The following is a 25453-nucleotide window of genomic DNA, read 5'->3' as shown; positions in this document are numbered from 1 at the left end:
AATGTCTGACAAGCGGAGGTTAACCGGCCTTACGCAGCACGTAGACCCGCATCCGCGCACAACCGGGCAGGAAGTCCTGATGACTGAGCAAGCGGAAACCCGCTTGCCTGAATTCGGCTTCCACCTCGGACTTGTCCGCCAGCTGCCGGGCGTTAGCATCCGCTGCGCTTGATCGGCGAAGCTTGAAATGTGCAGCGACCCGTACCGCCACAATCACGGTATCGCGACTCACACGGTGAAACTCTTTAAGCAAGGCCAACCGATGCTCCGGGCGGGTGATGTGCTGAAACAGTTGCATGCAAAAAATGCTGTCCACCGCGTTCGCCGACAAACCGAGGGTAAACGCCGAACTCTGGAACGTCTTGATCCGCTGGAGCAGGCTCTGCGAATGGTGAGTCTGGGCGTGATTGAGCATGTCCTGCGAATGATCGGACGCGAGAATTACGCGGTTTGCGTGCTCGACCAACACCGGCCAGAAGCGCCCGGCACCGCAGGCCACATCAAGCATCAAGCCCGGCTCGCCGGCGACCTTGAGCGCGTTGCGCACCAATTGCTCGTCGCGCCAGAAGGTCAGGCGCCCCGCCAGGCCACGCGGTCGCGGCTGAAGGCAGCCGCGGCTGTGTTCCTGATCGTAGCGCCGGGCGAACTCAAGCTCGATGGCGGATGGGGGCTGCGCGGACATGTGCGATGGCTCTTGTAGGAATATGTACCGGCCGCAGGTTAACCACCGGCACGTGAAAAAAAGGTCGAAAGGCTTACTCTTTGGCCAACACACCATCGATCACCGCCCCGCGGCAACCGGCGAACATGTCCAGATCCTGGTTGTAGACCTTGCTATTGACCTCCAGCAGACCGAGCATCGAATGGAACAGGTTGTCCTGGCTCAGGGGCTTTTCGCGGCTCAGTTGCAGACAATGGGTGTCCACCGAGAACGACTTTTGGTAGCTGTCGGAGAACCACGCCAGCATCGCAACATGCTTCTGCTGATCCGGCGCCAGCATGTAAGGCGTGCCGTGGAGGAACAGGTTGTATTCGCCCAGGGATTCGCCGTGATCCGACAGGTACAACATGGCGGTATCAACTTTGTCCTGGTTGCTGCGCAACAGATCGATCAGGGTCGACAGCACGTGGTCGGTATATACCAGCGTGTTGTCGTAGCCATTGACGATACTTTCTCGGCTGCAATTGTTCAGCGCGTTACTTTCACAGACGGGCGTGAAGTGCTCGTACTCTTTCGGGTAGCGCTTGAAGTATTCCGGGCCATGGCTACCCATCTGATGCAGAACCAGCACGGTGTCTTTATCCAGCGTGTCGATGAAGTGCTGCAAACCTTGCAGGAGAATTTCGTCGCGGCATTCACTGTTGGCGCACAGCACCGGGTCCTTGAGATTGCTGACATCGTCGAGGGTGACCCGGTCGCAAGTACCTTTACAGCCTGATTGATTGTCACGCCAGATCACTTCCAGACCCGCGCGCTTGAGCACGTCCAGCAGGCCTTCTTCATTCTTCGCCTTGCCGGCGTTGTAATTCTTGCGGCCCATATTCGAGAACATGCACGGTACCGACACAGCCGTTTCCGTGCCGCAGGAATGCACATCGGTGAACGCAATCAGGCCGGCTTCCTTATCCAGTTTGGGCGTGGTGTCGCGTCCGTAACCGAGGATGCCGAAGTTCTCCGCCCGGGCACTCTCACCGACGACCAGCACCGTCAGGGATTTACGTCCGTGGGTTTGCCAGGCGGGATTTCGCTGGGCATCTTCACCGACCTTGACGAAGGGCTGCCGGGCGGAGACGACTTGCTCACGCAGGTAACCGAACGCCGCACCGATGTAGTTGCTCGGCACCACCATCAGGCGCAGTTCATGGTGATTGCGAAACAACGAGGACAGGCCCTGATAGTTCACCAGCGCGACACCACCGATGACCGCAACAGACGCGACACTCACCAGCGCCTTACTTATCAACTCACGGTGCCAGCGGCGATAACTAACCGGAATCTTCCACAACACCAAGGAAGGTAAAACACCGAGCATAAGAATATAAACAAACAACTTCAACGACAGTAAATCACGCACTTCCGTCGCGTTGGTTTGTGCAAAGTTACGCAACATGCCGGTATCCATCAGCACACCGTATTGACTCATGAAGTACGCCACGCCGGCGCTGATCATAAAGATCAGGATCAAGACCGGCTTCATCACGCGCCGGAACGCCAGAAGGGTCAACACAATGTTGAAGGCTGCCAGAATCATCACGCCGAACGCGATGCGCATGACGATGCCTTTACCGTCCGCAGCGGTGATATCAAACAGGTGCTGCCAGAGCACTAAATTAAAGCCCGTCAGAAGAAAGGCGCTGGCAATCAGTGTCACCCATTCCGGGCGCACGGGTTTGAACTTCAACATGATGATTGGCTGTTCCTGAAAAGAAGTGCCCTCGGTAAATGTGAAAATTTCATTTACCGTGACAGCACTAACTTTAGGCAGCCAACCATCAATTTTTTGTGAAAAAGAAGCCAACGATTAGTTGGCTTCTGTTGTTAGATCGATACTTTTAACTTATTTGAGAATGGTTCAGCTTTTGTTCAGGCCTGATGCAAGTACCAACGCCAGTCCTGCTCTCCGACCTCACCCATGAACTGCCGATACTCGGCGCGCTTCACCGCCAGGTACACGCCGAGGAATTCACCGCCGAACGCTTCACGCGCCCAGGTCGAACCTTCCAGCGCCCGCAACGTGGTCAGCCAATCGGTTGGCAACAACTCCGTGGCCTGGGCGTAACCATTGCCTTCCACGGGTGCGCCGGGGTCGAGTTGTTCGCGAATGCCGCGATGAATGCCGGCCAGAATCGCTGCAGCCGCCAGATACGGGTTGGCGTCGGCACCGCAGATACGGTGCTCGATGTGCCGGGAGAATGCCGGCCCGCCGGGAACCCGCAAACTCACGGTGCGATTGTCCACCCCCCAAGTCGCCGCTAGCGGTGCATAGCTGTTGGTCTGGAATCGGCGGTAAGAGTTGGCGTTCGGGCAGAACAGCAGCAACGAATCGAGCAAGGTACTGAGCATGCCGCCGACCGCTTGTTTGAGCAGCGGCGTGCCGTCCGGGGACTCGCTGGCGAACAGGTTATTGCCGTCCTTGTCCGCCAGGCTGACGTGCATGTGCATGCCGGTGCCCGCCAGGTCATCGAACGGTTTGGCCATAAAGCAGGCGGCCATCCCGTGTTTGTGAGCGACGCCTTTGACCAGCCGTTTGTAACGCACCGCTTCGTCCATCGCCAGCAAGGCGTCGGTGCGGTGTTCGAGGGTGATTTCCACCTGCCCCGGTGCGTATTCGGAAATCGCCGTACGCGCCGGAATGCCCTGCAATTTGCAGGCACTGTAGAGATCCGCCAGAAACGGCTCGATCTGCTCCAGCTCACGCAAACCGTAGACTTGCGTCGAGCGCGGTCGTCCGCCATCGACGTCCCGCGCCGGTTGCGGCCGACCGTTGCTGTTGCGTTGCTGATCGAGCAGATAGAACTCCAGCTCTGCCGCCATCACCGGGTAATAACCGTCGGCCTGCAAGCCTTCGATCACCTTCGCCAGCAGGTGCCGTGGATCAGCAATCGTCGCCGGCATGCCTTCTTTCGGATGCATGCTGACCTGCACCGCCGCCGTTGGAATCAATCGCCATGGCATGCGCGTCAAACTCCCGCTGATCGGGTACGCCCGGCAATCGATGTCGCCGACGTCCCAGACCAGGCCAGAGTTTTCCACGTCATCGCCGTTGATGGTCAGGCCAAGAATGGTGCTCGGCAACGGCCGGCCGTTTTCGTACACCGCCAGCAGTTCATCGCGATGCAGCAACTTGCCCCGAGGCACGCCGTTGTTGTCGAGGATGAACAACTCGAACATCTCGATATCCGGGTTCTGTTCCAGAAAGGTCAGGGCTTCTTGCTTCGTGGCGAAGGAGGTTGTGACACAACTCATGGGAATTCTCTTGTTTTCGCGTCAGGCAAACGCGCAGGCGCTGCCGGTTTGATCCCTGCGCACAGCGCGGGACCTGTCAGAAGAATCAACGGGAAAGGCAGGAATCCGGTGGGCGCGCGTGGCGACAGTGCCATAGCGCCCAGAAGGCTAATTCGGAGGGAAGTGCGACGGGGCAACCGTCCATAGAAATGACCGCAGGAAACAGATGAGCAGCAGCGTCACACGGGCGGTCAGGTCGTTAAATCGAGATTTGTAGAACCTTGGGTGTGGATGGACTAAACAATCATCCATGACTTGCCCACCATCCCTGTGGGAGCGGGCTTGCCCGCGATGACGGATCTATATTCAACAGATTTGGTGACTGAATGACCGCTATCGCGGGCAAGCCCGCTCCCACAGGGGGATTGTGGTGCAGCAGTGGTATTTAATTTTTAAATACCACTGAGGACTATCTGATTTGCGGCCTCCAGCCCCTCGTGCGCCTAATCGGCCCCTGTTTATTCAAGGTCCGATTGATGGAAAACGTTCGCGCCACTTCCCGCCCTGCCCTCTGGCTGATGGTCAGCATCATCCTTGTCGCCCTGAACCTGCGGCCATCGATGGCGGCTGTCGGGCCTTTGCTGTCGGGCATTCGCGGGGACATCCCGTTGAGTTTCAGCCTGGCCTCGCTGCTGACCATGCTACCCGTCACGGCCATGGGGCTGGCGATGTTCTTTGGCCTGAGCGTCAGCCAACGCCTCGGTGAACAGCGCACCGTGGTGATATCACTGCTGATCATTGGCCTGGCCACGGTGTCGCGGTTGTTCGTGGACTCGGCAGTCGAACTGATCCTCAGCGCCATGCTGGCCGGTATAGGGATTGCGCTGATCCAGGCATTGATGCCGGTGCTGATCAAATCCCGCTTCAGCGATAACGTTGCCGTGTGCATGGGGCTCTACGTGACGTCGATCATGGGCGGTGCGGCGATAGCGGCATCGTTTGCACCGCTGGTGATGACCCGCACCGGCAGTTGGCGGGTGGGGCTGGCAATCTGGGCAGTGCTGGCCCTGGTGGCATTGATGTTCTGGACGGCCGGGCGCCAGAAGGCACCGACACTGGAGACGCGGGCACCACGAAAGGCATCCTTCTTCGCCAACTCCCGCGCCTGGTTACTCGCCATCTTCTTCGGTTTGGGCACCGCGGCCTACACCTGTGTGCTGGCCTGGTTGGCGCCGTACTACGTGGAAAAGGGTTGGAGCGAACAAAATGCCGGGTTGCTGCTGGGCTTTTTGACGGCCATGGAAGTGTTGTCGGGGCTGGTGACACCCGCCATCGCCAACCGCAGCCGTGATCGACGCCTGGTGCTGGTGGTGTTGCTGGCGCTGATCATGGCCGGATTCTGTGGGCTGATCCTCAGCCCGCAACACTTCAGCCTGCTCTGGCCGTGCCTGTTGGGATTGGGCATTGGCGGCCTGTTCCCGATGAGCCTGATTGTTTCGCTGGATCACCTCGACAACCCGCAACGCGCCGGTGGGCTGACGGCCTTCGTACAAGGCATCGGCTACCTGATTGCCGGCCTTTCGCCGCTGATGGCCGGGATGGTCCGCGATCAGTTGGGTAGCTTCGAATGGGCCTGGTGGTGCCTGACCGGGGTCATGGCGCTGATGATCCTGATGGCTCTGCGCTTCAACCCGCGGCATTACGCCCGACACATTCACTGACCCGGAGCGCCGTCCTGGTAAAGGCCTTCGGCCATGTTATGTAGGATTAAATTCCCACGTCGTGTTCGTAACATTTTCTGTCCCACAACTGACCGTGAAACGTCCTACAAGGCATTCTCCTGGCACCATCGTTCCGTTAGGATCATTCGCACACGTTTGCGCACAGTCAGCGCAAGGAGCACAGCGAGACAGAACGGATGCTGAACAGTAACTTGCTTAGAAAGCTCGATATGCAGGACCTCATGGTGTTTGTCGCCGTGTATGAGCAAAGCAGCGTCACTGGTGTGTCGGAGGCGCTCTGCGTCAGCCAGTCCACCGTGAGTTACTGCCTGAAAAAGCTGCGCACCAGTTTTGAAGACGAGCTATTCATCAATACCCGCACGGGTATGCGCCCCACGTACAAAGCCAGCACCATGTACACGCATGTGCTGAAGATTCTCGAAAGCATCAATCTCTGCCACGCCGGTGCCCAGGCCTTCGACCCGACCTTGCAACCGGTCACGTTCAATATCTGCGCACCGGAATACTTCGAGCAGCTGATCCTGCCGCGCCTGTTGAAAAGCTTCGATTTCGCCGACCTGCCGGTGATGGTCAACATGCACAAATTCGAAACTGATATCCCGAGCGAAGACCTGCGCGATGGCAGCCTCGATCTGGTGATCTGTTTCGGCCCGCATTTTCATCGCAGCCACACCGATTTCAAATCCCGGCTGTTGCTGGAGGATGACCTGGTCTGCGTCTTCGACAAGCGTGCCACACCACTGGAACCGCGATTAAGCCTGAAAGCCTTTGTCGAACGCCGGCATGTGTTTCCGACGCCGTGGACGTCCACCACCAACATGGTCGATGGCTGGCTGGCGCAACAGGCGCACAAACGGCAGATTGTCGCACGCTCCAACAGCTACAGCGCGGCGCTGAAAATGATCACCGGCACTGACTTCATCCTGACGCTGCCCCGTCGCATCCAGCAATTGCTGGCCAACGAGGCGATCTTCAATCACTGCGAAGCACCCAACGGCTTGCCGGGTTTCACTCTGGATATGCTGTGGAGTCAAAGCGTTGATCAGGACAGCGCCAACACCTGGTTGCGCGAACAAGTGATCAAGGCCTGCGCCGAGCAGGAGTTGGCCTGAAATTCAGTGGCCGATGGCAGTCTTGGTGTAGGACTCTCGATCGATGTCGAGGATCTCCACGCACAACTGGACTTCAACCCCTGTCGGCCACTCACACAGCTCCTGCACCACGGCCAGCAGGCTTTCGGACAACTGCTGTTTGATCTGCGGCGAGCGACCGCTCAGCAGCGCCAGCTTCACATGCACAAACGCCCGCTCCCCCATCGCCGTGCCGACCTTGAACGTCTCGACCTTCACCGCCCGGCTCTTGATGTCGAACTCGGCAGCGAACTGACCGGAAGCCACCAATGCATTGTTGAGCCGAATCAACGCCACGTCGGCGTTCAGTCCGGGCAGGTTGGCGGTGTATTCCATGTGCAGGTGGGGCATGGTTGGGCTCCTGAAGGTGGGCGGAAAGGTCCTACATATAACACAGCACCGTCTGACTCATTTGGACAGCAGCAATTCAACGCGCTCACTCATGAACGCCTCCAGCCGTGAGCGCAACCAGCGTTCGGCCGGGTCGGTATCGACATGGCTGAGCCAGACCATAGACAAGTCCAGCGTCGGTGTCTTGAACGGAAAGGGTTCCTTGAACAGCTGCCCTGAAGCCGCCATCGCCTCGGCCGTGTAATCCGGCAGGCTGGCGATCAGGTCGGTACCGGCGAGCAGGGCCGGCAACGAACTGTATTGCGGCACCGATAGCACGACCTGACGCGTACGGCCGATCTCCGCCAGCCATTCATCGGCATAGCCGCTGACGTTGGCGGTGTGCGATACCAACACGTGCGGGCGGGCACAATATTCATCGAGGGTCAGCGGGGTGTCCGAGGCATCGGCGCGCAAAATGCTCGGCTGGATGTGCCGCAGCAATTTGCGTTTGGCGTTGGCCGGCAGGCCGCGGGTCTGGCTGATGCCGACCGTGATATCGCCGGAGGCCAGCAAGTCGGGAATGCGCCAGTAATCGACATGCTGAACCACGAACACCACCTTCGGTGCTTCCTGACGCAACGTGCGCAGCAGCGGCGGCAGCAGGCCGAACTCGACATCGTCCGACAGCCCGATGCGAAAGGTCATGGTGCTGCTGGCCGGGTCGAAATCGTGGGTCAGGCTCAGGGCCACCGACAACGAATCCAGTGCCGGCGACAGGTGCAGGATTATTTCCTCGGCCCGCGCCGTAGGTTCCATGCGATGGCCGACCCGAATGAACAGCGGATCGTTGAACATCGTCCGCAAGCGGTTGAGCGCGGCACTGATGGTCGGCTGGCCGAGAAACAGCTTCTCCGCCACCCGCGTGACGTTGCGCTCGAGCATCAACGTTTCAAACACCACCATCAGGTTGATGTCAGCCTTGCGCAGTTCGTTGCGATTCATTCCTTGCCCCCGGTCCCAGACACACCAGGCAGTGTAGAAAGACCTTGGGGCCGGCGTCTATCGGCATGAGCGCCGCGTTCTGGCGAATCACTGCACGGTCAGCGACTTCATCCCCAGGCCCATGACACGCTGATCATCCCCCAGCCCCAGTTGCTTAGGGCTGATCGCGTCGGGTAACTGCACGTGAATGCGCATCATCGAATCCCGGGCGATAGCTTCGTGGATGGCTGGTGTGAGCGGGATTTCGATGCGATTGCCCTGCAAGCTCGTCAGACGAGTCGACAAGGCCTGTACGCCGTTGATGGTAAAGACCATCGTCTGACGCTCATGGTTTGGCTGCACAAAGGCCAGCACCTCCATGACAATGGACTGAGCTTTGGGTGGAACCCGCAACAGAATCTCGGCCTCCTCGCCTTCTGACCAAGTGCCCCAGGTTTCAGGCGTCGACCACCCTTTGGCCAGACTGGACGTCTTGTAATTGAACAGCTGTTGTTGCCCCGACTTGATCAGCGGGACTAACTGCATCGAGCGCCCCTCGTCTTCAATCGCAAGGCATTGCGTGCATTGCTTCCAACCCGGCGCCAGCACCACCAGCCCATCAACACGGGCCAGCAGATCGGTGTCGCTGCGGACACTTTTTACAGCCTCCAGCATGGATTCTTCATCGAGGATGTACAGCGAGTCCGGCTCGTACTGGCCTGTTTGCAGCATCCGTTGCGCGTTTTTCCTCGCCTGTTCCAGCGCCTTCGAACTCATGCGACCCAAATAAGTGGTGTCGGTTTTCAGACCGTGGGTGGCGGCGAAGCTGGCGACAGGCTGCCAGGTATCCGACGAGTTCTGCGGCTGCAATGAACGAACCTTTGCGTAGTGCGAAGCCGCATTGGCCCAGAACGGATCGCGTAGCGGTGTAGACCACTGCGAAGCCGGAGTTACCATGCGGTTGTCACGCAACCCGACCCAGCCGTATTGGGTATCCACGACCTGGACACACAGCGCCAACGCCAGCAAGCAGCCGGCAATGCCCGGTCGATTGCCACGCACCACCAGGTAGATGACCAGCAACACGATGACGTAGAACACCGGCCAGAACATCCGCCCCGATGCGCGGAAGACGTTGGCCAAATCGACGAATGACCTTGGCAGCCAATAGTGAAAACCGAACTGGCCGACGCCGATGTCATTCGACAGCGCAAACAGCGTCAAGCCGATCAGGGCCAGCAACAGAAAGGGAAGACGACGCAGGGCATGGCCAACGCCCGCCCCGCGACGCAAAAGCACGATGCCAGCGCAAATCGCCAACAACAGCGTGCCCGCGCCCAGGTAGTTGAAACCTTCATAGTCGCCGGATCCTTGCGGCAGGCTCGGCAATACCAGTGACCAACCGTTGGCATTGATCGGTGCCAGCAAATTCATGCGATACAAGCCAAAACCGGCGGAAACAGTGCCGTCACCCACACTGAAATACCCGGCCTGCCAACAGCACAGACTCACCAGCAGAAACAGCAGGATCAGTTCGATCAGTGCAATGCGCCGCGTCAGCTGGCCTCTAAGGGTTCTGCCGACAAGATCGACGATCCAGATCAAGGCAACCATCGCCAGCAAATACGCGTGCACCAGCGCGGTAGCCGCTAACAGAGAGCCCCATGCCAGTCGGCGTCGCGCCACCTCGGGAAGCAGCGCCAGATAGAGCGCAGCGAGGATCAGAAAATGCCCGGCAAGGGACAGATGCCCGCCCATGCGCACGAACATCGGCGGCGAAAACAGGAACAGACCTGTTCCCAACAACCCGAGCAAGACACTGGGCGTTACCAGCCCCATTAATTTCCAGGCGAACCAGGCTTGCAGGACAAAACACATCAACAACCAGATGCCGAAGTACTGAAACGTATCGGGAAGCCATGCACTGAAAGGTTTGAACAGGAACGCCAATAGCGGGTTGGAGTCAGAAAAGATGATCGCGTTGCCCAGCTCCAGACCGTACGACGGATTCAGTCCGAGTGGAAAACTCCAGGGCGAATGTCGAAAAAATACCCAGCCCAGATAATGGGTCGCGGGGTCACCGCTTTCCAGCCAGGCAATGTTTTGCGGGTCCAGTACCCGTGGCCCGATCACCATGAAAAAAGCCACAACGCCCATTAACAGAGGCAGCACTGCGACTGCCCAATGCTTGCCCGAAACCTTCATCGATACGTCCAGAAGTTATGCAATACAAAGGTGAAGGCCGGAAGGGTCAGCGCCACCGCGCCGATCCCCAGCAAATAATGCAGCCCGGCCATTTGCGCGGCCCAGGCCACCAACATCGCCAGCAAGAAACCGGCAACGGAAACCATCATGAAGCGCAGCATCGTTCGCCCATGCAATCGGGCGGAAAAGCTCCAGGTGGTATTGATCAGGTAAGACACCACGGTCGCCACGGCAAACGCCGCGCCGTTGGCCAAGGGTGGCAGAGGCAACACATAGTTGATAAACAGCACAGCCACCAGCGCGTGCAGGGCCGTGACGAACAACCCGGTCACGGCAAAACGCAGGCCACGCTGGATCAAGGCGGTTTTTTCGGCTGACGTCACGGCTTCTGCGCCAGGACAAACACCGTCAAACCGGCCAGACGATTCGCACCCATTAACGGCCGTTCGACGCTGCACAGCGTCTTCAAAATCGTATTCACCAACGGATGGTGCTGCTTGAGCTGCGAGCGCGGTGGTGACGGTTGTGCACCTTTGGGCAGCAATCGCAGGGTGGCGGCAATCGGGAACACCAGACCGAAATAATACGCACCCTGCTTCACCGTCAAACCGGCATCCCGGGCCACCGTTTCCAGCTGCGGCAAGGTATAGCGACGCTTGTGTTCGAGGAAGTCATCGTGCCCGCTCCAGAGAAACTGGAACGCCGGCACCGTCATCAGAAATCGGCTGCCGGAAGGGACTTTATCAACATAGGCCTTGAGCAATCCGACGTCGTCATCGACATGCTCCAGCACGTCCATCAGCAGCACCAGGTCGGCGTCCACCGAGTCGATGCCGCGACGGTAGTGCACCGGTTTCCCGGCGGTTGTGGCGTCCGAATCGGCGTCGTAACTGATGTCGACGCACCACGCTTCACGGGCCGCTGAATGCGTCAGCAAATGGTGGGAAAAGAACCCGGAGCCTGCGCCCACGTCGAGAATCTTTTTGATCGGCGTGTTGCCCAACAGTCGCGTAGTGGCCGCCGCTTTGGAGGCGTAATACCAATGCTGGTCGATGCTTGAACCGAGGATGTCGGTTTCCTTGAGATCCATTGTCAGTCCTTTGGGTCATAGACTCGTCGCACCAGATACACCGGGCGGCGTTTTGACTCGATGTAGGTCCGGCCCAGGTATTCACCCAACACGCCGATGCCAATCAATTGCAGGCCACCCAGAAAAGTGACGGCGACCATCAGCGAGGCATAACCCGGCAGATCAACACCGGAGATCAGGGTGCGCAAGATGATAAAAATGGCGAACGAAAAAGAGATCAGCGAAACGAACAGCCCCATATAGGTCCAGATGCGCAGCGGTTCGGTGCTGAAACTGGTGATGCCCTCCAGGGCGAAATTCCACAAGCGCCAGCCGTTGAACTTGGTCGCACCCGCCACTCGCTCCGGGCGGTCATAGTTCACGTGGGTGGTGCGAAACCCGACCCAGGCGAACAGGCCTTTCATGAACCGCCGCGATTCTGGCAACGTTTGCAGCGCATCGACCACGCAACGGTCCATCAGCCGAAAATCGCCGACGTTTTCCGGAAGGTGTTGTTCGGCGATTTTGTTGTGCAGACGGTAGAACCAGTTGGCCGAGGTTTGCTTGGCCCAGGAGTCGTCCTTACGACTCACACGATGGCCCAGCACCACTTCATAGCCTTCACGCCAGCGGGCGATCATTTCGAGGATGACTTCAGGCGGGTCCTGCAAATCGACATCGATCGGCACCACCACCTGGCCGGTGGCGGTCTGCAAGCCTGCGGTCAGGGCCGCTTCCTTGCCGAAATTACGGCTCAGATCGACAACGCGAAGGCGCGAATCGGTCTGCTGCCGCTCCAGCAGCAGGTCGAGCGTGGTGTCGGTGCTGCCGTCGTTGACGAACACCATTTCAATACTGACCAGCGTTTCTTCCTTGAAGACGTCGGTGATCCGCGCGATGAACAAATCAATGGTCGCCGCTTCATTGAATACCGGTATCACGAGCGAAAGCTGCAAATGCCCGGCCAGTTGCGTTCCGTGCTGATGAGTCAATTGATTGCTCTTTTTTATAGTGGTTTTTCTACAATCCGAGGTCGCCGACCGTTGATCGACGCCATGAGCCGTGTCGTATTAAGCAGGACCAAGGGAGGTGATGCAAGGGCGAAACTGCGGGGGTTTTGGCCATTAGCGCCAGCCCGGTTGCGCAGGCTGAAATATTTTCAAATGCCTGGAAACAAATGCCTGATGGTCAAAAAAGCCAGCTCCGCTAGGCTTGCCCCCGATGCGTCACACAGGTTGTCGCAATTACCCATCGCATGGAGCGAGCAGAATGTATTTCGAGATTTACAGGCAATCCAAAGGCACGCCGAGCACCGGCAAAGGACAATGGCGCTGGCGCTTGAGGGCGGGGAACCACGAGACGATCGCCAGCGGTGAGTCGTACGTGAACAAGGCGGATTGCCTGCATGCCATCGGGTTGATCAAAGGGGTTGAGGGTGAGACGCCGGTGAAGGAGATTTAAACCAAAAGCCCGTGCCGAGACTGTTCAGGTGCTGTGAACAGCTTCGGCATGTTTCCGTTTTTTATGTTGAAACCACTGGCCCCATCGCGGGCAAGCCCGCTCCCACAGGTTTTGTGCCAGTCACATAATTGCGATTGACACAAAACCTTGTGGGAGCGGGCTTGCCCGCGATGGGGCCCGAAAGTTCACCATCCAACTCTTGGCCAAAAGCCCCCATTAGCCGGGCAACGGATACAACCCATCATCAAACTGCGACAACCGCGGAAACTGCATCGGCTGTTCATCACTCAGGCGCTCCAGGCGCTGCTGATAACTCTGCAGGAAATCCTTGCGAGCCACGTCACTGATGTACGGCACATGCCAGGCCACAAACGGTTCCAGCACATCAAATCCGACATAGGCCAGCGTGCCGCGCAGGATCGGCCGCAACATGTCTTCCAGCGGACCGTGGATCGCGCCATCACCGAACATATGCTCACGGCCGCCCAAGGTGATGGACACCAGCGCCTTCTTGCCGCTCAATCCGCCCTGGTCGTAAAAGCGCTTGCCGCCGTAGCAGATACCCGACACCAGCACCCGATCAATCCAGCCCTTGAGGATGGCCGGGGTCGAGAACCAGAAAATCGGGAAGTTCAGAATCAGCAGGTCAGCCCACAACAGTTTGTCGAGTTCTTGCTGGATGTCCGGCGCCAGCGACTGGCTCTTTACCCCCAGACGTTGCTCCAGCGCATACACCAGGTACTCGGGGTTCTCCCGCGAAGAAAAGTCATCAGCGCTGGCCACCGGGTTCCAGTTCATCGCGTACAGGTCGCTGACCTGGACCTCATGCCCCTGGGCCTCAAGTGTCGCCACCGCCTGATCACGCAGGGCGGCGGTGAAGGATTTCGGCTCCGGATGGGCGTGGACAATCAATACTTTCATGGCAATTCCCTAGACGCTTACAGGTTTTGAATTTGAGGGTAATAACGCGCGCGTGGCGAGCAACCGGTCGAGCCAGTCGGGGTCCATTTGCGGTTCGGATGAAAACAGCAGGCCGGTGTAATCCTGATGCGGCGGGGTGAAAATGGCGCTGCGCGAGCCGTGGTCGACCACCCTGCCCCGCTGCATGACCAACACCTCATCGGCAATCGCCCGGACAGTCGCGACATCGTGGGTGATGAATAAATAAGCGACGCCCAGTTGCTGCTGAATCCGGTTGAGCAATTTGAGCACGCCTTCGGCCACCAGTTGGTCCAGCGCCGAGGTCACTTCGTCGCAAATAATCAATTGCGGATCGGCCGCCAATGCTCGTGCAATGCATACCCGTTGCTTCTGCCCACCGGACAGCTCGCGGGGCTGGCGCTCCATGAAGGTGGCCGGATCAAGCTCGATCATTTCCAGCAACTCGGCCACCCGTGCACGCATCGCCTTGCCCTTGAGCCCCAGATAAAACGTCAACGGCCGACCGATGATGTCGACGATGCGCTGACGCGGGTTCAGCGCCGTATCGGGGATCTGGTAGATCATCTGGATGCGCCGCAGTTGCTCCTTGCTGCGCTGGCGAAAGTCCGCCGGCAGCCCCTCGCCGTCATACAGCACCTGGCCCGACGTCGGCGTCAGCAAGCCAGTGATCAACCGCGCGGTCGAGCTTTTACCGCTGCCGGACTCGCCGATCACCGCCAGGGTCTGGCCGCGATACAGGCGCAACGAGACATCGTGCAACACCGGTTGATGACCGTAACTGGCGCAGCTTTTGCGCAACTCCAATAGCGGTTTTTCCTGCTGCGGGCACGGCTTGGGTTCGGTGCGAAAACTGCGTACCGCCCACAGGGACTTGGTGTAATCCTCTTGTGGATCGCCGAGCATCTTGCGGGTTTCGGCCTCCTCCACCAGTTTTCCGTGGCGCAGCACCATGATCCGGTCGGCCATTTGCGCGACCACCGCCAGGTCGTGGCTGATGTAGATCGCCGCACTGCCATAGGTCGCCACCGCATCGCGAATGGCCGCCAGCACTTCAATCTGCGTGGTGACGTCGAGGGCGGTGGTCGGCTCGTCGAAGATGATCAGGTCGGGATGGCACGCCATGGCCATGGCGGTCATGACCCGCTGCAACTGCCCGCCGGACACCTGATGCGGATAACGCTGACCGATCTGTTCCGGATTGGGCAAGCGCAGCACCCGATACAACTCCACCGCTTCTGCCATCGCCTGGGCGCGGCTCATGCCACCGTTTTTCACCGCGGTTTCCACGTGCTGATCAATCAACCGATGGGCCGGGTTGAACGACGCCGCAGCGCTTTGTGCCACATAGGCGATCCGCAGGCCACGCAGTTTGCGCAGGGCCTCGGGTTTGGCGCGCAGCAGGTCGATGCCGTCGAACTGAACCGAGCCGCCGGTGATCCGGCAGCCGTCGCGGGTGTAGCCCATGGCGGCGAGGCCGAGGGTCGACTTGCCAGCCCCCGACTCGCCGATCAGGCCCAGCACTTCGCCGCGTTGCAGGGTCAGATCAATGCCCTTGATCAGCGGGTGCCAAGCGTCCTCGTAATGACCTTCGATGTGCAAATCGCGGATTTCCAGCAATGGTTTTTCTTCGGTGATCGCGTTCATGTTCAGCACTCCTTGAGGCCGCTGGATTTATGCAGCATCCAGTCGACGACGAAGTTGACGCTGACCGTGATCAACGCCACGGCCAGGGCGGGCAGCAAGGGGCTGACGTCGCCGAAAGTAATCAGCACCGCGTTGTCGCGGACCATGCTGCCCCAATCGGCGGTGGGCGGTTGAATGCCCAGGCCGAGAAACGACAGCGCGCTGATGAACAAAAACACGAAGCAGAACCGCAGGCCGAACTCGGCAATCAGCGGCGCGGCGGCGTTGGGCAACACTTCGCGGGTCACCAGCCACCACAGGCCTTCACCGCGCAGGCGTGCGGCTTCGACGAAGTCTTGCACCACCACGTTCATCGCCACCGCCCGTGACAGGCGAAACACCCGGGTCGCGTCCAGCAGCGCGATCACCAGCACCAGCGAAGTCGCGGTGGTGCCGACCACACTGAGGATCAGCAAGGCGAAGATCAGCTGCGGAATCGCCATCAGAATATCGACAACCCGCGACAATCCCTGATCGACCCAGCCGCCCTTGATCGCCGCGATCAAACCGCTCAAGCCGCCGAGCAGGAACGCCAGCACCGTGGTCAGGAACGCAATGCCCAAGGTGTTGCGCGCACCGTAGACCAGGCGGCTGAACATGTCGCGACCGAGGTTATCGGTGCCCAGCAGAAACTCGCCGCTCCAGGGCGCGAAGCCTTCGCCCACTACTTGCGTTTCGCCATACGGCGCCAGCAACGGCGCGAACAGCGCCACGAGGATGTACAGGATGATCACCAGCATTCCGAACTGGGCACTCAGCGGCGCCCGGACCAATTGTTTGAGCAGGCTCATGTTCTACCCCTTCGGATGCATCAGGCGTGGGTTGCTGGCGATTGAAAGCACATCCGCCGTGGTGTTGAGCAGGATGTAGGTCGCCGCGAAAATCAGGCTGCAGGCCTGGACCACCGGAATGTCACGCTTGGCCACCGAGTCCACCAGCAATTGGCCGAGGCCCGGATAGACAAACACCACCTCGACCACCACCACGCCGACCACCAGGTACGCGAGGTTCAGCGCCACCACGTTGACGATCGGCGCCAAAGCATTGGGCAAGGCGTGGCGGAAGATGATGCGCGACTGGCTGATGCCTTTGAGCCGGGCCATTTCGATGTACGGGCTGGCCAGCAGGTTGATCAGCGAGGCGCGGGTCATGCGCATCATCTGCGCGATCACCACCAGGCTCAGGGTCGCGACCGGTAGCACCGAACGTTCGAGCACGGTGCCAAACGAGGCGTCCGGCGCAAGGTTGGAAATGCTCGGGAACCAGTTGAGCTTCACCGCGAACACCAGGATCAGGATGTAGGCGACGAAGAACTCCGGAAACGACACCGCACTCAAGGCGCTGGTATTGAGCAAGCGGTCGAACCAGCTGTTGCGATACAGCGCCGCGAGCATCCCCAGAACCAATGCGAGCGGCACGGACACCAGTGCCGCCAGCGCGGCGAGGCTGAACGTGTTGCCCAGCCGCGAGGCAACCAGTTCGGCGATGGGCCGCTGGTTGGCCAGCGAGACACCGAGATCACCTTGCAGCAGGTGCCAGATCCAGTGACCGAAGCGGGTCAGCGGCGGCAGGTCCAGGCCCAGTTGCGCCCGGAATGCCGCGACGGTTTCCGGGGTAGCGGATTGGCCGAGCATGGCCTGGGCGATGTCACCCGGGAGCATGCCGACGGCGAGGAAGATAATGACTGATACCGCGAAGAGCGATAACAGACCCAATGCCAAACGCTGCAGGAGCAACTTGAAAATACTATTCACTGTGCAGTTCCTTGAAATGGACACTGTTGATCGTTCCCACGCTCCGCGTGGGAATGCCTCAAGGGACGCTCCGCGTCCAGTGACGCGGAGCGTCACGGGCTGCATTCCCACGCGGAGCGTGGGAACGATCATAACGATCAGGCCTGCCACCAGCGCTCGATCACGCGCAACCCATCCAGTTCGCCATACGGCGCGGTCTGGCCGCCGTGCGCAACACGGTTCGACCGCGCCGCCACCGAGCTGGCAAACAACGGCACAATCGCCCCGCCATCGTCCCGGCACAGCGCCTGCATTTCGTTGTACATCTCGCGGCGCAACGGGTCGTTCATCTCGCCGCGGGCGGCGTTCAGCAGTTGGTTGAAGCGCGGGTTGTCCCAATGGGTTTCGTTCCAGGCCGCGCCTTTGGCGTAACCGATGCTGAACATCCGGTCGGCGGTCAGGCTGCTGTACCAGAACGATGTGGTGAACGGTTGTTTCATCCAGACATTGGAAAAGAAACCATCCGCCGGCTCGCGAACCACGTCGATATCGATCCCGGCCTGACGCGCCTGCTCCTTGAACAGCACCGACGCATCCACCGCGCCGCTGTACGCCGCGTCAGACGCTTGCAGACGGACCTTGAGCGAATCGACACCGGCCTGGCGCAGGTAGAAACGCGCCTTGTCCGGGTCGTAAGTACGTTGCTCCAGCGCCGTGTTGATAAAGCGGCTGCCGGGCTGGATCGGGTGATCGTTGCCCACCAGGCCATAGCCATACAGCACCGAGGACAGCAGGGTTTCGCGATTGATCGCGTGCTTCATCGCCATGCGGATGTTGCTGTCCTGGAACTGCTGGCTGTCGCACAACATCGGGAAGGTGTAATGCTGGGCGCCTTTGGTTTCTTCGATCACCAGGTTCGGATTGCGCTTGAGCAAGGCCACGGTTTTCAGGTCGACCTTGTTGATCACATCGACTTGCCCGGTGACCAGCGCGTTGATCCGCGCCGCGCCGTCGGCAATCGCAATCAGCTCGGCACTGGCGAAATGCGCCCGGCCCGCCTTCCAGTAATCGGGACTGCGCTCCAGGCCCATGCGCACGCCCGGTTCAAAGTCCTTGAGGCGATAACCGCCGGTCCCGACGCCGGCCTGCCAGTCGGCCACACCGTCCTTGGCCGGCATGATGACCAGATGGTAATCGGCAACCACATAGGCGAAATCGGCGTTGCCCGACTTCAGTTCGAACACCACGCTGTCCGTGCCTTGGGCGCTGACCTTGGCGACGTCGCCCAAGACGGTCTTGGCGGCAGAGGTGGATTTCTCGCTGAGGTGATGCTGGATCGAGGCGACCACGTCGTCGGCGGTCAGGGTCTTGCCGTTGTGAAAGGTCACGCCCTGACGCAGTTTGAAGGTCCAGATACGCGCGTCCGGTGTCGACGTCCAGCTCTCGGCCAGCTCCGGGATGGCGGTGCCGTCGACGGCGATTTCAGTGAGGGTGTTATAGACCGCGGAGAAGCCGACGAAGGTGAAGGTGTCGACCCAGGAACCGGGATCTTTTGAGTCGGTGGTGCTGCCGCCCGCCAGGCCGAGGCGCAACACGCCGCCCGGTTTTGGCGTGGTTTCCTGGGCGAAGGCGCCCATCGGCAAGCCCATGGAAAACGCCCCGGCTACGGCTGCTGCGGTGGCGCTGTATTTCAAAAAGTCACGACGCGGAAAACTGAATTCATGGTTCGCTTGAGTAATGTTGTTTTTGTTATCGCTCATTGCATTGCCCCTGATCACAAGCAAAGTTAGTAATGAATTACCGGTTTGAAACCACGCAAGGCACCGGACCAAGGCCCGGTGCGAATATCATTTGAATCGTCAACGGTCACACTTGAATCGCCTTCACTTCGACGAACTCGTTGAGCCCTTCTTCCCCCCATTCACGGCCATTGCCCGACTGTTTGTAGCCACCGAACGGCGCCTGATAATTGAACGCCGCGCCGTTGAGAAAGCATTGCCCGGCGCGCAGCTGACGCCCAAGGTGCAAGGCGCGCTCGGTGCTGGCGGCCCAGACGCCGCTGGACAAGCCGAACGGCGAATCGTTGGCGATCTGAATCGCTTGCGCTTCATCGGCGTAAGGAATCAGGCACAGCACCGGCCCGAAGATTTCTTCCTGGGCGATGCGCATGCGGTTGTCGACATCGGCGAACAGCGTCGGGCTGACGTAGTAACCGCGCTCGAAAGCGTGCACCGTATCGCCGCCACACAGCAGTCGCGCGCCTTCCTGTTGGCCGACCTGAATGTAGTCGCGCACGGTGCGCCGTTGCGCCGCCGAACACATCGGCCCGAGGAAACTTTGCGGGTCCAGTGGATCACCCATGCGCAGGCTTTGGGTTTCGGCAATGGCCAGTTCCACGGCCTCGGCGTAACGACTGGCGGGCAGCAACATGCGGGTCAGTGCGGTGCAGGTCTGCCCGGAATTGATCATCACGTCCTGCACGCCGTAGCGCACGGCGGCGGCCAGATCCGCGTCTTCGGCGATCAGCAACGGCGACTTGCCGCCGAGCTCCAGGCACACGCGCTTCACCGAAGGCGCCGCCGCTTGTGCCACGCGCACCCCGGCGCCGGTGGAGCCGGTGAACGAGACCATGTCCACGTCCGGGTGTTTGGCCAGTGCTTCGCCGACCTTCGAGCCCGGTCCGCTGACCAGGTTGAACACCCCGGCAGGCAGGCCGATGGCTTCAATCATTTGCGCCAGCAAAAAGGCGTGCAGCGGTGTTTCCTGACTCGGTTTGACCACCACGGTGCAACCGGCGGCCAGCGCCGGAGCGAGCTTGCCGATCAGTTGATGCAGCGGGTAGTTCCACGGGTTGATGAAGGCGCACACACCGACTGCCTCGCGGATCACCAGCGAACTGCCGACCTCACGCACTTCATCCATCAAGCCGGCGAGTTCGACGTATTGCTCCAGGCCGATGATGGGTCCGTCGACCTGAACTGACCGGCACCATTGCACCGGCATCCCCAATTCAGTGGTGATGACCGCTGCCATCTCGTCGGCCCGCGTGTGCAACTGCTCGGCGAGCGCGCGGATGTATCCGGCGCGAACACTTGAAGGCGTCCGCGACCATGAACCGAACGCGCGGCGGGCGGCGGCCACCGCGTTGTCGACATCGCGCTCATCGCCCAGCGGCACCGAACCGGCGACTTCTTCAGTGGCCGGGTTGATGACTTCGGCGATGCCCTGCCCCGACGGAGTTTGCCAGCGGCCATCGATAAACAGCGTCTTGTGGTTATGCATAGACTTGGGCTTCCATCAGTTCAGTGGCGCAACGGGTGATTCGCTGGCAGGCGTCACGCAAGGGTTCTGCGCCCAACACCAGCCCCAGTCGGATATGCCCGGCGGCGCTCGGGCCGAAGGCTTCACCGGCCAGGACCGAGACGCCATGACGGTCGAGCAAGCGGTCGGCAAACGCCTGGGCACTGAGCCCGGTGTCGCGGATATCGACCATCACGAACATCCCGCCATCGGGCTTCAAGGCACGCACGCCGGGGCAGTCGGCCAGACATTCGCAGACCAGATCGCGACGTTGGCGATAGGCTTCGCGCATCGCTTCCAGTTCCGGCAGGTTGCTTTCCAGCGCGACGACGGCGGCGTCCTGCACGAAATCCGGCAAACCGTAGAGCATGCACAGCGCGAGGTTTTCCAGGTGCGCAGCCAGGGCGGGCGGCGTGATCGACCAGCCGATGCGCCAGCCGGTCATGGCATGGGATTTCGACAAGCTGTTAAGCGTCGCGGTGCGCTCGGCCATGCCCGGCAGACTGGCCGGGCTGATGTGTTCGCCGTTGTACAACAGCTCGCTGTAGACCTCATCGGAAATCAGCCACAGGTCGTGGGCGATGCACAGCTGCGCCAACGCCTGCCACGTGCTGCGCGGCAAACTGGCACCCGACGGGTTGTGCGGGCTGTTGAGCACCAGCGCCCGAGTACGCGGCGTGATGCGTGCGGCGACGTCTTCGGGCAGTACCCGAAAGCCGTTTTCCGAGCGCGCCGGCACTGGAATCACCACCGCGCCACAGGCACCGAATACGGCTTCATAGGTGACGTACATCGGCTCGGCGACGATCACTTCATCGCCCGGATTCAGTACGCACTGAGCCACGCAGAACAACGCGCATTGCGCCCCGGCGAGCACGGTGACCTGCTCCGCAGAGACCTGCTGGCCGCTGCGTTTGCCGTAATGCCTGGCGATGCTTTCACGCAGTGCGCGTTTGCCACGCACGTCGGCGTAGTGGGTGTTGCCGGACAACAGGCTGTCGATGGCCGCCTGCACAATCGGCACCGGCGTGTCGAAATCCGGGTCGCCGACTGACAGCAGCAGAATGTCTTCACCCTGTTCCAGCAGCGCCAGTGCGCGGTAATGAATGCCCCAGGCGGCAGCGCCGTCACCGGCGATACGTTGTGTCAGGTCGGAAAAACGCATGACGGTATCCCTTTAAAAAATTGGAAATCAGAGCGCGCACGCATGCTTGAGTTCGATCAGGGTCACGCCGTTGCGCTTGAAGCCATGACGCAAATCGGTTTGCAGCTCGGCCAGGCTCTGCGGCTCGTTCACCGTGCAACCGAACGCGCGACCAAGGGCGGCAAAGTCCGGGTTGCGCGGAAGCACGCCGATCGGCTCGATATCCAGCCCAATCATGTCGTCGCGGATCTGCCCCAACGCGTCGTTGTTCCAGAGCAACACCACCAGCGGGCTGTCGAGTTCTTCGACGGCGGTCGCCAACTCTTGCGCGGTGTAGAGAAAACCGCCATCGCCGACCAGCACCAGACCGGGCCGTTGCGGTGCGCCGAACTTGGCGCCGATGCCCGCCGGCAAGCCGTAACCCAACGTGCCGTAACCGGTCGGATGCAACCAACTGCGAGGCGCCAGGCTGTTGAAGGCGTAGTTGCCGGTGTAGGCCAGTTGAGTCATGTCGGTGCTGATGAAGGCATCGTCCGGTAGCTCGGCAGCGATCCGTTCGAGGATCGCCTGGTGGATCGACTGCAACGGGCCGTGGCTGTTTTGCACCGCTTCACGCAGTGCGGCGACGGACGCAATCGCAGCACTGGCATCGCGCCTGGCGGGCGACAGACGTTCGAGCAATGCGGCGAGGGTGTGTTGCGCGTCGCCTTGCAGCGCCACCGCACACGGGTAGAAATCGTTGAACTTGCGCGGGTCGATGTCCACGCGCAGCAGTTCGGCATTCAGCGGCAGACGCTCGCGCCAGAAATCGGTGTCGGCCATTTCGGTGCCGACCGCCAGCACCACGTCGGCCTCGGCGATCAGTTGCCAGCCCGGTTCCACGCACAGGGTTGATCCGGCATTCAGCGGTGCATCCGGCGGCAACAGGCCTTTGCCCGCAACGCTGGTGAACAGCGGCGCGGCGAGTCGGGTGCTGAGTTCATGCACTTGCTGCTGCGCATTCAAGGCGCCACCGCCAGCGATGATCATCGGCCGCTTGGCGCTTTGCAGCTTGGCCACCGCCTGGTCCAACGCCGTGGAGGCCGGTAGGCCACGGCTTGGCCGACGCACCACTTCATTGCTCCAGTCGCGGGTGATTTTTGCGGACAACACGTCGAGCGGCACCGAGATGTGCACCGGGCGCGGACGTTCACTGTCGAACACCGCGTAGGCACGGGCGATCAACTCGGGCAGGTCTTCGGCACTGAGCGCCACCGCCGAGAACGCGGTGATCGGCGCGGTGATTGCGCGCTGGTCCTGAGTTTCGTGCAGGCACCCCCAGCCTTTACCGAGGCTGGCCGTGTGGTTGACGCTGGAAATCACCAGCATCGGAATCGAGTCGGCATACGCCTGGCCGATGCCGGTTGCGGCGTTGGTCACGCCCGGTCCGGTGATGATGAAGCACACGCCCGGTTTGCCGCTGACCCGCGCGTAGCCGTCGGCCATGAAACTGGCGCCTTGCTCGTGGCGCGTCAGCACGTGACGAATGCCGCTGCCGGGCAAGCCGCGATACAACTCCAGCGTGTGCACACCGGGAATGCCGAACACGGTGTCGACGCCGTAGTTGGCCAGAAGACGCACCAGGGCCTGGCCGCCGGTCAATGTTGTGCTTTGCATGTTCACTTCCTCACTCGTGGCCGAGGCGAATCAACGCGTCGACCGCAGTCGTGCCGTGGGCACCGACCAACAATGGGTTCACATCGAGTTCCAGCAACTGCCCGGCGTTCTCGCAGGCGTAATCGGCCACCGCACGAATCGCCGCCACCAACGCGTCCAGATCCGCCGCTTCGCGACCACGAAAACCTTGCAACAACGGGGCGCTGCGCAGGCTCAACAACGCTTGGCGGATGGCACCATCGGTGGTCGGCAGCAGCAGGCTGCGGCTGTCCTTGAGCAACTCCACCAGAATCCCGCCGGCACCGATGACCAGGGCCAGGCCGAAGTCGTTTTCGCGTTTGATGCCGACGATCAGTTCGGCTAACGGCGGTGTGGCCATCGGCTCCAGCAGCACCTGATCGAAGGGCACCTGCGGCGCGTAATCGGCAATGCTCGCGCGCATTTTTTCCAGTGCAGCGCTCAGGGCCGCAACGTCCTTGAGGTTCAACGCCACGGCGCCGGCTTCAGTCTTGTGCGGCAGTTGGGCACTGACCGCTTTCAATACCAGCGGATAACCCAGCGCGTTGGCGTCGCTCAACGCCTCGTCCGGGGTGCTCAATACGCCGTTGGGCGTCTGCAGGCCAAAGGCGCGCAAGGCTTTTTTGGAATCCCATTCATTGAGCAAGCGACCTTCGCCTTCCAGCGCTTGCGGGCAATGCGGCACCAGCGCCGATTCACCGAGCGCCAGCAGCGCCTGACGATTGCGCTGATAGCCGGCGATCCGGCCCCACGCGGCCAGCCCGTCTTCGACACCTTGCAACGCCGCCACGCCTTGGGCATGCAGGCGCTCGCGCGCATGGGCCGGCAGCAATTCCGGGAACGCCGAGGTGACAAAACCGGTCTTGCCGTGGCGGACCAGGGCGGCGCAGTAAAGCTCCAGCAGCAGGTCGCATTCTTTGCGTTCGCCGGTAAATTCCGCCGGGTAATCGAGCACCAACATCGCCGCATCGGCTTCGGTGCGCAGGGCGCTGTCGAGCATACGATTCAAGGCATCGCCGTCACCCCAGATCGCCGTGGTGAAATCCAGTGGATTGACCAGGTTGGCATAGCTCGGCAGCACGTGGGCCAGCTCTTCACGCTGGCCCTCGTCGAGTTTGGGCAAGGTCAGTTCGTTGCGTTCGGCGTAGTCGGCAATCAGCCCGGCATCGCCTCCCGAACAGGCCAACGCGATCAGGCTGTTGCCCGTTGGCAGCCTGCCGCACGCCGCCGCTTTCAGGGTTTCGACAAAACTCACCGGGCCACTGACGCGGATCACGCCGAGGCGCGCAAACAGACTGTCGTACAGCGCATCGGAACCGGACAACGAACTGGTGTGACTGAGCGCCAGTTCGGCACCGATTTGCGACACGCCGGTTTTCAGGGCGATGATCGGAATGCCCTTCTCCAATGCCTTGTGCGCGGCGCGGGCGAAACCCGGGACGTTTTTCAGGCCTTCGAGGTGCAAGCCGATGGCGGTGACGCGCGGCTCGTCGAGCAACACGTCCATCAACTCGGCGACGCCCAGTTGCGCCTGATTGCCGACCGAGGCCATGTAGGCCACCGGCAGTGAGCGGTCGCTCATCGACAGGTTATAAGCAAAGTTGCCGCTTTGGGTCAGGACAGCGACGCCCTTCTCCACCGGTTTGCCGCCATGGGCCACCGGCCACAGCGCGGAGCTGTGCAGGTAGTCGAGCAAGCCGTAGCAGTTGGGGCCGAGCAAGGCCATGTTGCCGGCCGCCTGGAGCAACTGCTGCTGCAAGACCTGGCCCTCGACGCCGGTTTCGGCAAACCCGGAGGCGTAGCAGATTGCACCGCCCGCGCCCTTGGTGGCCAGTTCGGCGACGCAGGTCAGGGTCAGTTCGCGGTTGGTCGCGATGAACACCGCGTCCGGACCGCACGGCAGATCGGTGATGCTGCGCACACACGGCACGCCTTCGAGGGTGTCGTGCTGCGGGTTGACCAGCCACATCTCGCCAAGGTAGCCACCTTCGGCGCAGCGCTTGAGCGCACGGGCCATGCTGCGACCACCGACAAACGCCAGGTGGCGCGGTGCGAGCAAGCGTTTGAGGTTGTCACGAATCGTTTGCGACATAGCAATTCTCCGGGCGGA

21 protein-coding genes are annotated in these 25453 nt (G+C 60.7%); 3 read left to right on the top strand and 18 right to left on the bottom strand.

What is annotated here, in order from left to right; all coding sequences use genetic code 11:
- Window positions 1-19 precede the first annotated feature (19 nt).
- The 3 genes from ACYZT8_RS07065 to ACYZT8_RS07055 form a co-directional block, all read right to left on the bottom strand.
- Window positions 20-682 (bottom strand): class I SAM-dependent methyltransferase, encoded by a 663-nt coding sequence (locus ACYZT8_RS07065; protein ID WP_461980125.1) that lies wholly within the window; start codon window positions 680-682, stop codon window positions 20-22.
- 73 nt (window positions 683-755) lie between these two features.
- Window positions 756-2405, bottom strand: coding sequence for a phosphoethanolamine transferase (locus tag ACYZT8_RS07060; RefSeq protein ID WP_461980124.1), 1650 nt, complete (start codon window positions 2403-2405; stop codon window positions 756-758).
- Between the two features lie 179 nt (window positions 2406-2584).
- Complete coding sequence (locus ACYZT8_RS07055; protein WP_461980123.1) at window positions 2585-3967, bottom strand: glutamine synthetase family protein; 1383 nt, start codon at window positions 3965-3967, stop codon at window positions 2585-2587.
- A gap of 515 nt (window positions 3968-4482) precedes the next feature.
- Between ACYZT8_RS07055 and ACYZT8_RS07050 the strand changes: the two genes are divergently transcribed.
- Complete coding sequence (locus ACYZT8_RS07050) at window positions 4483-5667, top strand: cyanate transporter (protein WP_461980122.1); 1185 nt, start codon at window positions 4483-4485, stop codon at window positions 5665-5667.
- 197 nt (window positions 5668-5864) lie between these two features.
- On the top strand, window positions 5865-6800 hold the full coding sequence (locus tag ACYZT8_RS07045; protein ID WP_461980121.1) for a LysR family transcriptional regulator: 936 nt from the start codon (window positions 5865-5867) through the stop codon (window positions 6798-6800).
- A gap of 3 nt (window positions 6801-6803) precedes the next feature.
- On the opposite strand, the gene ACYZT8_RS07040 is transcribed toward ACYZT8_RS07045, so the two are convergent.
- From ACYZT8_RS07040 to ACYZT8_RS07015, 6 genes are all read right to left on the bottom strand, one after another.
- Window positions 6804-7169 (bottom strand): 5-carboxymethyl-2-hydroxymuconate Delta-isomerase, encoded by a 366-nt coding sequence (locus ACYZT8_RS07040; protein ID WP_461980120.1) that lies wholly within the window; start codon window positions 7167-7169, stop codon window positions 6804-6806.
- Window positions 7170-7226: 57 nt separating this feature from the next.
- Window positions 7227-8153, bottom strand: coding sequence for a LysR family transcriptional regulator (locus tag ACYZT8_RS07035; protein ID WP_461980119.1), 927 nt, complete (start codon window positions 8151-8153; stop codon window positions 7227-7229).
- 87 nt (window positions 8154-8240) lie between these two features.
- The gene (locus ACYZT8_RS07030) at window positions 8241-10337 is read right to left on the bottom strand and encodes a DUF6311 domain-containing protein (RefSeq protein WP_461980118.1); all 2097 of its coding nucleotides are present in this window, start codon (window positions 10335-10337) and stop codon (window positions 8241-8243) included.
- Window positions 10334-10720 (bottom strand): GtrA family protein, encoded by a 387-nt coding sequence (locus ACYZT8_RS07025; RefSeq protein WP_461980117.1) that lies wholly within the window; start codon window positions 10718-10720, stop codon window positions 10334-10336. The genes ACYZT8_RS07030 and ACYZT8_RS07025 overlap by 4 nt, the downstream gene beginning before the upstream one ends.
- Window positions 10717-11427, bottom strand: a complete 711-nt coding sequence (locus tag ACYZT8_RS07020) for a class I SAM-dependent methyltransferase (RefSeq protein WP_461980116.1) — start codon at window positions 11425-11427, stop codon at window positions 10717-10719. The genes ACYZT8_RS07025 and ACYZT8_RS07020 overlap by 4 nt, the downstream gene beginning before the upstream one ends.
- A 2-nt stretch (window positions 11428-11429) precedes the next feature.
- The gene (locus ACYZT8_RS07015; RefSeq protein ID WP_461980115.1) at window positions 11430-12398 is read right to left on the bottom strand and encodes a glycosyltransferase family 2 protein; all 969 of its coding nucleotides are present in this window, start codon (window positions 12396-12398) and stop codon (window positions 11430-11432) included.
- A gap of 277 nt (window positions 12399-12675) precedes the next feature.
- Between ACYZT8_RS07015 and ACYZT8_RS07010 the strand changes: the two genes are divergently transcribed.
- Window positions 12676-12867, top strand: coding sequence for a YegP family protein (locus tag ACYZT8_RS07010; RefSeq protein ID WP_010462174.1), 192 nt, complete (start codon window positions 12676-12678; stop codon window positions 12865-12867).
- Window positions 12868-13083: 216 nt separating this feature from the next.
- On the opposite strand, the gene ACYZT8_RS07005 is transcribed toward ACYZT8_RS07010, so the two are convergent.
- The 9 genes from ACYZT8_RS07005 to ACYZT8_RS06965 form a co-directional block, all read right to left on the bottom strand.
- Window positions 13084-13788: an NAD(P)H-dependent oxidoreductase gene (locus ACYZT8_RS07005; protein ID WP_461980114.1), complete on the bottom strand. Its 705-nt coding sequence runs from the start codon at window positions 13786-13788 to the stop codon at window positions 13084-13086.
- A gap of 9 nt (window positions 13789-13797) precedes the next feature.
- Entirely contained in the window at window positions 13798-15453 is a 1656-nt protein-coding gene (locus ACYZT8_RS07000) for an ABC transporter ATP-binding protein (protein WP_461980113.1), read from the bottom strand.
- Between the two features lie 2 nt (window positions 15454-15455).
- A complete protein-coding gene (locus tag ACYZT8_RS06995; protein WP_461980112.1) occupies window positions 15456-16283 on the bottom strand; it encodes an ABC transporter permease in 828 nt (275 codons plus the stop codon).
- Window positions 16284-16286: 3 nt separating this feature from the next.
- Window positions 16287-17246: an ABC transporter permease gene (locus tag ACYZT8_RS06990; protein ID WP_461980111.1), complete on the bottom strand. Its 960-nt coding sequence runs from the start codon at window positions 17244-17246 to the stop codon at window positions 16287-16289.
- 137 nt (window positions 17247-17383) lie between these two features.
- Window positions 17384-18985 carry an ABC transporter substrate-binding protein gene (locus tag ACYZT8_RS06985; protein WP_461980110.1) on the bottom strand — a complete coding sequence of 534 codons (1602 nt, stop codon included), beginning with the start codon at window positions 18983-18985 and terminating at the stop codon, window positions 17384-17386.
- A 106-nt stretch (window positions 18986-19091) separates the two neighbouring features.
- Window positions 19092-20507 carry an aldehyde dehydrogenase family protein gene (locus ACYZT8_RS06980; RefSeq protein ID WP_461980109.1) on the bottom strand — a complete coding sequence of 472 codons (1416 nt, stop codon included), beginning with the start codon at window positions 20505-20507 and terminating at the stop codon, window positions 19092-19094.
- Window positions 20500-21690 carry a pyridoxal phosphate-dependent aminotransferase gene (locus ACYZT8_RS06975; protein ID WP_461980108.1) on the bottom strand — a complete coding sequence of 397 codons (1191 nt, stop codon included), beginning with the start codon at window positions 21688-21690 and terminating at the stop codon, window positions 20500-20502. The genes ACYZT8_RS06980 and ACYZT8_RS06975 overlap by 8 nt, the downstream gene beginning before the upstream one ends.
- 27 nt (window positions 21691-21717) lie before the next feature.
- The gene (locus tag ACYZT8_RS06970) at window positions 21718-23325 is read right to left on the bottom strand and encodes a 5-guanidino-2-oxopentanoate decarboxylase (RefSeq protein WP_461980107.1); all 1608 of its coding nucleotides are present in this window, start codon (window positions 23323-23325) and stop codon (window positions 21718-21720) included.
- Between the two features lie 10 nt (window positions 23326-23335).
- The gene (locus ACYZT8_RS06965; protein ID WP_461980106.1) at window positions 23336-25435 is read right to left on the bottom strand and encodes an acetate--CoA ligase family protein; all 2100 of its coding nucleotides are present in this window, start codon (window positions 25433-25435) and stop codon (window positions 23336-23338) included.
- Window positions 25436-25453: the final 18 nt, after the last annotated feature.

It is taken from the genome of Pseudomonas sp. LB3P93, assembly GCF_054898025.1.
Note: the sequence above shows the minus strand (reverse complement) of the source record. Positions and strands in the feature narration are given on the sequence as shown.

Excerpts from the sequence above, each read along its gene's own strand:
- ACYZT8_RS07045 (WP_461980121.1), top strand. The coding sequence starts at position 5,865 with ATGCTGAACAGTAACTTGCTTAGAAAGCTCGATATGCAGGACCTCATG.
- ACYZT8_RS07000 (WP_461980113.1), bottom strand. The coding sequence starts at position 15,453 with ATGAACGCGATCACCGAAGAAAAACCATTGCTGGAAATCCGCGATTTG.
- ACYZT8_RS06970 (WP_461980107.1), bottom strand. The coding sequence starts at position 23,325 with ATGCAAAGCACAACATTGACCGGCGGCCAGGCCCTGGTGCGTCTTCTG.
- ACYZT8_RS07040 (WP_461980120.1), bottom strand. The coding sequence starts at position 7,169 with ATGCCCCACCTGCACATGGAATACACCGCCAACCTGCCCGGACTGAAC.
- ACYZT8_RS07050 (WP_461980122.1), top strand. The coding sequence starts at position 4,483 with ATGGAAAACGTTCGCGCCACTTCCCGCCCTGCCCTCTGGCTGATGGTC.
- ACYZT8_RS06980 (WP_461980109.1), bottom strand. The coding sequence starts at position 20,507 with ATGCATAACCACAAGACGCTGTTTATCGATGGCCGCTGGCAAACTCCG.
- ACYZT8_RS07010 (WP_010462174.1), top strand. The coding sequence starts at position 12,676 with ATGTATTTCGAGATTTACAGGCAATCCAAAGGCACGCCGAGCACCGGC.
- ACYZT8_RS07035 (WP_461980119.1), bottom strand. The coding sequence starts at position 8,153 with ATGAATCGCAACGAACTGCGCAAGGCTGACATCAACCTGATGGTGGTG.
- ACYZT8_RS06995 (WP_461980112.1), bottom strand. The coding sequence starts at position 16,283 with ATGAGCCTGCTCAAACAATTGGTCCGGGCGCCGCTGAGTGCCCAGTTC.
- ACYZT8_RS06985 (WP_461980110.1), bottom strand. The coding sequence starts at position 18,985 with ATGAGCGATAACAAAAACAACATTACTCAAGCGAACCATGAATTCAGT.
- ACYZT8_RS07005 (WP_461980114.1), bottom strand. The coding sequence starts at position 13,788 with ATGAAAGTATTGATTGTCCACGCCCATCCGGAGCCGAAATCCTTCACC.
- ACYZT8_RS06975 (WP_461980108.1), bottom strand. The coding sequence starts at position 21,690 with ATGCGTTTTTCCGACCTGACACAACGTATCGCCGGTGACGGCGCTGCC.
- ACYZT8_RS07060 (WP_461980124.1), bottom strand. The coding sequence starts at position 2,405 with ATGTTGAAGTTCAAACCCGTGCGCCCGGAATGGGTGACACTGATTGCC.
- ACYZT8_RS07020 (WP_461980116.1), bottom strand. The coding sequence starts at position 11,427 with ATGGATCTCAAGGAAACCGACATCCTCGGTTCAAGCATCGACCAGCAT.
- ACYZT8_RS07055 (WP_461980123.1), bottom strand. The coding sequence starts at position 3,967 with ATGAGTTGTGTCACAACCTCCTTCGCCACGAAGCAAGAAGCCCTGACC.
- ACYZT8_RS06965 (WP_461980106.1), bottom strand. The coding sequence starts at position 25,435 with ATGTCGCAAACGATTCGTGACAACCTCAAACGCTTGCTCGCACCGCGC.
- ACYZT8_RS07030 (WP_461980118.1), bottom strand. The coding sequence starts at position 10,337 with ATGAAGGTTTCGGGCAAGCATTGGGCAGTCGCAGTGCTGCCTCTGTTA.
- ACYZT8_RS07065 (WP_461980125.1), bottom strand. The coding sequence starts at position 682 with ATGTCCGCGCAGCCCCCATCCGCCATCGAGCTTGAGTTCGCCCGGCGC.